Annotated in this window: 1 protein-coding gene; it reads right to left on the bottom strand. The window is 55.5% G+C overall.

The window, feature by feature from the left end:
* On the bottom strand, positions 1-2559 hold a 2559-nt coding region (locus A4E19_18060), incomplete at both ends, for a nitrate oxidoreductase subunit alpha (GenBank protein ID OQW34602.1).

Genomic DNA, 2559 nt, shown 5'->3' with positions numbered 1-2559 from the left:
TCCGTGTGAACGACTGTTGAGCGCCGTACCGGAAGTTGGACTGGTACCCTGTATCGATCGCGATCGCCCGCCCGTCCGGTCGGGTCTCATGCCCCTTCACCGATTTGGCCGTCGCCACGTAGGGCGCATGTTTGGCCATCGTCACGTGGTACGGGTACGCCGGGTTGTACTTGGCCCGAATCATCAGGCGCGCCACCTTGTAATACGGATCGCTCGGCTTCCAGCCGCGGTAGGGACGGTCCACCGGGTTCCCGTCGACATACACGTAGTCGCCGTCGTTGATGCCACGGTCTTTCGCGGCTTGAGGATTGATATGGATTTGATGTTCGCCCACGCCCGGGGTGCGCTTGTCCATCCGGTAGGGATCCCCGAAGTTGGATTCATAAATCTGCACCCAGTCGTTCACCGACCATTGACTGTGCACGCGGTGACGGGTCTTCGGGGTCACGCAATAGAACTGATACCCCTTCTCCCACAAAGGATTAGAGTGCCGTACGATCTCATGCCAGGACAGTTTAATGTTTCGAACTGTCTTGTCATCATGGTGCTGAGCCGTGATCGGGATCCCATAGTCGTCCGGCCGAACATAGGGGTTCGTCGTGAAGATGGCGTTCGGCAGGTACGGTGTCGCCTCCGGACCTTCGCGGTGAGAAATGAAGTTCTCACCGTACTCGATGGCTTCCGGTTCGATACGGTAATTCTCGTATCGTCCGCTGCGAGTCCACATTGGTTTCGACTCGTTGGTCTCTTCCCAAAATGGATGCCGCGGGTAGGTCCGGACCATCACCATCCAGCCCTTTTCCGACTTCAACATGACGTCGGCGGAATAGCCGTAGAAGGTGCTGGACGCATCGAGCATACGTTGCACATACACATCGACACGGTTCGCGTAGACCATGGCGAAGTAATCCTTCATGCGCTTGTCGCCTGTCATGTCCGAAAGCTTGGCGGCAACACCCGCAAAGGTATCCAAGTCGTTACGGGTGTCGTACAACGGGCGGATGCCCCCTTTCCAGATCTGGACCCACGGGTTGGAAACCGTGATGGTCATTTCCGGGTAAGTGAACTCCATCCAGGAATTACAGGCAAAGGCAATGTCGTTGTGGTTGACGTCGGACGTCATTTCGATGTCCTGCGTGATGAGACATTCGATATTCGGATCGACGTTGCGCACCATGTCGTAATGGTGCTTGGCGTTGTTCAGCACGTTGACGTTTGTCACCCAGCGGAACTTGCTCGGGGTCGGCATGTGCGTCTTGCCGGTAAAGACCTTGCGCCCATACTTCGGCGTATTGACGATCAAGGCCGTGTCACCATGGTTCCAATAGCCTACTTCTTCGCCGTAATAGTAAGACTTGGTCTTGATCTCCTTCCCATGGGCATTCGGATCCAACGTAATGTTGAAGGGATCTTCGCCCGTGTGTACGGCCAAGCCGGCACCCGACCAGGGGGTTGCCGTCCAACATCCAGCCTTGTAGTTACCGGCCCAGGTATGCTGACCGGTCCCGAACTTGCCGACGTTGCCCGTAATAATCAGGACCATCGCGGCGCCACGGGAGTTGATGGTCTGATGGAAATAGTGACAGGTCCCTTCACCATTGTGAATCGCGGCCGGTTTGATCGTACCGGAATCACGAGCCCATCGTACAATCAAGTCCTTCGGGGTCCTGCATATCTGATGGACCGTATCCAGGTCGTAGTCTTGGAAGTGCACCATGTACATTTGCCAAATCGGCATCGCATCGATCTCGCGTCCATTGAGAAGCTTGATTCGATAACTTCCAGTAAGTGCGGCGTCGATACCGCTGTTCGTATAGTGCCATCCTACCTGTTCACGATGCAGTGGTACCGCCTGTTTCTTATTGAGATCCCACACCATCATGCCGCCGAGCCGCTCAATCTGTTCCGGCTTCAATGACTGAATCCGGCCCGAATAGCTCTTGGAAAAATCCGGAAACTTGTAATCGGCGATCACGTCCCGCGGATCAAGGTACTGAAGCGTATCGGTGCGGACCAAGATCGGAGCATCCGTGAATTGCTTCATGAAGTCTGTGTCGTGCATGTTTTCATCGACAATGATCTTCATGGCACCCAAAAACAGCGCTCCGTCAGATTCCGGACGGAGCGGCATCCAGTAGTCGGCCCGATAGGCCGTTGGATTGTACTCCGGCGTGATGACCACAACACGCGCACCTCGCTCAATACACTCGAGTTTCCAGTGCGCTTCCGGCATTTTGTTCTCGACGAAATTCTTGCCCCAACTGGTGTTCAGCTTGGAGAAACGCATGTCCGAGAGGTCGATGTCCGATCCTTGCACACCGGACCAGAATGGGTGAGCAGGATTTTGGTCACCGTGCCATGTGTAGTTTGACCAATAGCGACCACCCTGAGCCTGATCGGGACTGACCTTGCGGATCCATGTATCCAGGAGGGCATTGATCCCGCCGTTCATCCGCGTGTTGCCCATCTTACCAACGATTCCGAGCACGGGCATGCCGGCCCGGTGCTTAAAGCACCTGGTACCCGCCCCCTTCATCATTTCGATCATTTCCGGGGCAT

It is taken from the genome of Nitrospira sp. SG-bin1, from assembly GCA_002083365.1.
Taxonomy (GTDB): Bacteria; Nitrospirota; Nitrospiria; order Nitrospirales; family Nitrospiraceae; genus Nitrospira_D.
This window is presented reverse-complemented; position numbering and strand designations above follow the sequence as displayed.